At 31.1% G+C, this 4,194-nt stretch carries 5 protein-coding genes; all 5 read left to right on the top strand.

All coding sequences use genetic code 11. The annotated features are described in order from the left end of the window. Positions 1-1,265: HAMP domain-containing sensor histidine kinase (locus AN959_RS20310; protein ID WP_253278955.1), on the top strand; the 1,265-nt coding region annotated here is incomplete at its 5' end. A gap of 273 nt (positions 1,266-1,538) precedes the next feature. After that, the gene (locus AN959_RS20305) at positions 1,539-2,084 is read left to right on the top strand and encodes a GNAT family N-acetyltransferase (RefSeq protein WP_056833445.1); all 546 of its coding nucleotides are present in this window, start codon (positions 1,539-1,541) and stop codon (positions 2,082-2,084) included. A gap of 602 nt (positions 2,085-2,686) precedes the next feature. Continuing rightward, positions 2,687-3,094 carry a VOC family protein gene (locus AN959_RS20300; protein ID WP_056833443.1) on the top strand — a complete coding sequence of 136 codons (408 nt, stop codon included), beginning with the start codon at positions 2,687-2,689 and terminating at the stop codon, positions 3,092-3,094. Positions 3,095-3,190: 96 nt separating this feature from the next. Next, positions 3,191-3,637, top strand: coding sequence for a GyrI-like domain-containing protein (locus AN959_RS20295; RefSeq protein WP_056833441.1), 447 nt, complete (start codon positions 3,191-3,193; stop codon positions 3,635-3,637). Between the two features lie 38 nt (positions 3,638-3,675). Beyond that, the gene (locus AN959_RS20290; protein ID WP_056833439.1) at positions 3,676-4,194 is read left to right on the top strand and encodes an N-acetyltransferase; all 519 of its coding nucleotides are present in this window, start codon (positions 3,676-3,678) and stop codon (positions 4,192-4,194) included.

Raw genomic sequence — 4,194 nt, 5'->3', positions numbered from 1 at the left:
TGCTAATACAGAAGAGAGGAGGATATCTATTGTTAGAAACTTTTTTGATTAATATATTATTTATGATTTTTCCTGTGCTATTGTTTGTGATTTTCTTTGATAATTATAAAAAGGAATATAGCTATTCTCTCGTTATATTTTCTTTCTCTATATCAATGATTCTTTGCATGCTATATCCGATCGAATTGGAACTGGGATTTAATATTGATTTGCGATATATTGCATTTATAATTGTTGGACTTTATGGTGGATATAGAGGATTATTTCCACTTTACCTAGTACTGAATATATATCGATTTTTTATTGGAGGAGAAGGTACATTACAATCTTTAATTCATTCGACTTTGGCTTTTATTGTTCTACCATTATTATCTAAACAGTTCAATGAATATAGTCCAAAAAGGCGTATTATTACAGCTATAATGGTTGCATCCTTGAATGTTATTATATATCTGATTGCATTGTCTAATTATTTTGATGTATTAACGAATGAATATTGGTCATCAGCGTTTTTTATGTTGATCACTTCAATTATGGTGATGGGGCTAAATATGCTGATGATTGAAAAGATAATTTCCAACATCAAAAATCGGGAGAACCTCCTACGAACAGAGCGTTTACATGTTATGAGCGAACTTTCTGCAAGTGTATCCCATGAAATACGAAATCCGCTCACTGTTACAAAAGGGTTTCTTCAATTATTGAATGTCTCCAAAACTATTTCAGCTCAAGACAAGGAATGCATAGATTACTCTTTAAAAGAATTGTTACGAGCAGAAAATATTATAAATGATTATTTAGCATTCTCTAAACCACAATCGGAGCATATGGTTTACTCAAATTTAAAAGAAGAGCTGGTATATGTTCAAAATGTATTAAGTCCTTATGCTCTATACAATAAAGTTGAGATTGTCACTAAATTTTCGAACACATTAAATAAGGAATATGACCAAAATCAAATAAAGCAATGTTTCATCAACTTGATGAAAAATGGAATTGAAGCAATGAAGGGAGAAGGTGGTATTTTAAATGTTGAAATAATGGACCAAGGCAGACATATTATCATTTGTATAAAAGATTGTGGTGTAGGAATGTCCAAAGATGAAATTCTTCAACTAGGAAAACCGTATTTTTCAAATAAAAAAGAGGGAACCGGGCTTGGAATGTTAATGGTCTATGGAACTCTAAGCAAGATGAAGGGGAAAATTGATGTCCAAAGCAAAAAAGGAGTAGGAACAACTTTTACCATTACTATACCGACCTGAACCAATAACGGTCACATTGTCTATCAAATTGTAAAAGATTTGGTAGGCATTTTCTTTGTCAAAATACATCCCATTACAAAAGAAGGTATCTATCTTCAAATCGTACTTTTATCAGCATGAAAGATGAGTTCGTTATAAAAATAGAAAGAAATAATAATATGGGATGTTTTACATTGATCTATTTATGAGTTTCATATTCTTACTCAACTTGAAGGAATATAATGGTAGAGTGTTAAATTGTTCTAAAAACTATTTACTATGGAGGAATATACAATGATTATAAAAAAACAGGAGTTTAATGTTAATGGGATATATTATATTGTTAGATCAGCAATGGTTCAGGATGCAAAAGAATTGTCTGAACTAAGATTACAGATTGATAGTGAGACAGAAAATATGGACAGAGAAAAAGGAGAAGCTTTCATAGATACGCTTGGTTTTGAAAAATTAATCAAAACTGATACAGAAAGTAAGTGTAATCTTTTTTTAGTTGGAGTTGTGAATAATCGGATTGTTGCTTTTTCAAGGTGTGAGGGTAATCCCTTGAAACGCTTTGCGCATAAAGTAGAATTAGGGGTTTGTGTATTAAAAGACTACTGGGGGTTCAAGATTGGAACAAATCTATTAAAAGAATCTATTGCTTGGGCAGATGCAAATGGACTAAAAAAAATAACCTTAAATGTTTTGGAAACAAACCAAAAAGCGATCAATCTATATAAAAAATATGGTTTTAGAACCGAAGGAATTTTACAAAATGACAAAATCCTTTCAGACGGTGAATTTTACAATACGGTAGTTATGGGAAGATTTAATGGATAAAGACTATAGCTCAGCTGAACAGTAGAATAAGGGAGTAAATAGGTTACATAAAAATAGTACGGAGAAATGAATATTGAAAATACTTATATTAGGAGCAACTGGATTTTAGGTTCTACTCTATTTTATATGGCTTCACAAAATCATAATGTGAAAGTATATGGCATTTCACGTTATTTAAATGAGAATGTAAACATCAAGCTTTCCTTCCTTTAGTAGGAATAAAATCATCCAGCATTTGCATATTGTATACTTCTCATGCATAGCCACCAACAGGATATCCACCTAAAAAAATCATTACCTTCGTCCATCATCTAAGATTGCACACTGCAATAATAATTCCAGTTGGAAGATCTCTTCGTTTCATACTTCGCCAGAACCTTTTCAAAGTCATTTTTTCCTATGTAATCCAAAAGTAAATAAATTATTAGCAACTACTTAAAGACAAAAGTGGTAAATATTGATTTTAAATTCACTCCATACATTTTTATATTTAATATGGTAAAAAATTTGAAAATGTTCAAAAATTTTATCGTTTTCAAAGAGGATATAAACATAGAAACATAGAATATATTAGTGACATTAAACAAGGGGAGGCAATTGTTTTGAATAATAAATTGTTAAGAGTAGGAACTACTTATATACCTGTATCAAATGTAGAGCTTTCATCAGAATGGTATAAAAACAAATTAGGTGCAGAGCTTAGCTATAAGGATGAGGATAAAGCAATTCTAAATTTTGCTAACCAAAGTTTATTTCTTGTTCGAGCAAAAGATGGCCAAAGTTCCAACTTTCTTGATATTCACGGGGAAGAACGTTTTTCAATGACATTTGAAGTGAATGGTTTAGATGCTTTAGAAACTATTCATAAAGACTTTTTAGAAAAAGAGATAAAAGTAGGTGGAATTGAAAACAGAGGTCATGCAGGAAGGAACTTTGTATTTTATGATCCGGACGGTAACAAGTTTGATGTTTGGAGTGAATTGAGTCCAAAATTTTTACATTTAGTGTGACTGTAAGAAGTTAAGCTTATCATTACTCTTGCATGATAGAAGAATTAAAGGTGTTTGGGATTGTTGTTTGTATTACAGTTAGGGGGCTAAGAGGAAATGGAATTCAAACAGATAAAAAAGAATTTTAAAGTAGTAGGTATGAAAAATAGTGGTGTTTTTGCTGATTATGGGAGTGAGGTTCCCAAGTTTGCACAGCAATTTTTGAGACGAGCAAATGAGATAAAAAATAGTTCAGAAACTGAAATTGCACTATATGAACCAAAAAGAAATGATAACCATCTCGAGGGTCAGTATTATGTAGGGTTAATTGTTAATGGTACTATAAATGAAGTTCCAACCGGTATGGAATATATTGAAACTACACAGGACTACGTTAATGTGAGAGGGAAAATGTCTGATATCGGAAAACTACATATGGAACTATTGAAATGGGCAGATGAACAAGGATTTCAAAGGGATTTAGAATCTTATATTGTTGAAACATATCATCAAAATGAAAATAATGAAGAGGAGGTAGAGATATACTTGCCAATACTTTTATAAATGATAGCAAACATTAATGTATGGGTAGGAGGTATTAAATGCAGTACGCTAACTGGGAAGATTTTAAAATAATAATTGCTACTAACGATAAATGCATGACCATTATTGACATGTTAAAGCAAGTTGCTCTATGGCTGAAAAAAAAAGAAATTAACCAATGGAGATTTCTGTTAGATAGCGGTGAAGATAAAGAAATTGAGCAAGACATAAATAATCGAAACACATATATTGTTTTAAAAGATGATGAAATCGTAGCAACATTTACACTTCTATCTAAACAAAGTGAATGGGATAGGCACATTTGGGGGGATGATCTAACATCAATTTCGCTATATTTACATAGACTCGCAATCCAGCCCAATTATATGAACAAAGGAATAGGATCTAGTATTTTAGAGTGGATTCAAAAGAATATTAGAAGAGATATAGAATGTATAAAACTAGATTGTGTTGCTGACAATGTAAAACTAAATAATTTTTATAAGAGCAATGGCTTTGAACTAGTGGGCATAGAAGACGGTCATAGTAAATTTCAAAAAAGTGTAATAATAGATTAA

Origin of the sequence: Psychrobacillus sp. FJAT-21963, from assembly GCF_001420585.1 — a bacterium.
In the GTDB taxonomy this organism is placed as follows: domain Bacteria; phylum Bacillota; class Bacilli; order Bacillales_A; family Planococcaceae; genus Psychrobacillus.
Note: the sequence above shows the minus strand (reverse complement) of the source record. Positions and strands in the feature narration are given on the sequence as shown.

Excerpts from the sequence above, each read along its gene's own strand:
- AN959_RS20295 (WP_056833441.1), top strand. The coding sequence starts at position 3,191 with ATGGAATTCAAACAGATAAAAAAGAATTTTAAAGTAGTAGGTATGAAA.
- AN959_RS20290 (WP_056833439.1), top strand. The coding sequence starts at position 3,676 with ATGCAGTACGCTAACTGGGAAGATTTTAAAATAATAATTGCTACTAAC.
- AN959_RS20305 (WP_056833445.1), top strand. The coding sequence starts at position 1,539 with ATGATTATAAAAAAACAGGAGTTTAATGTTAATGGGATATATTATATT.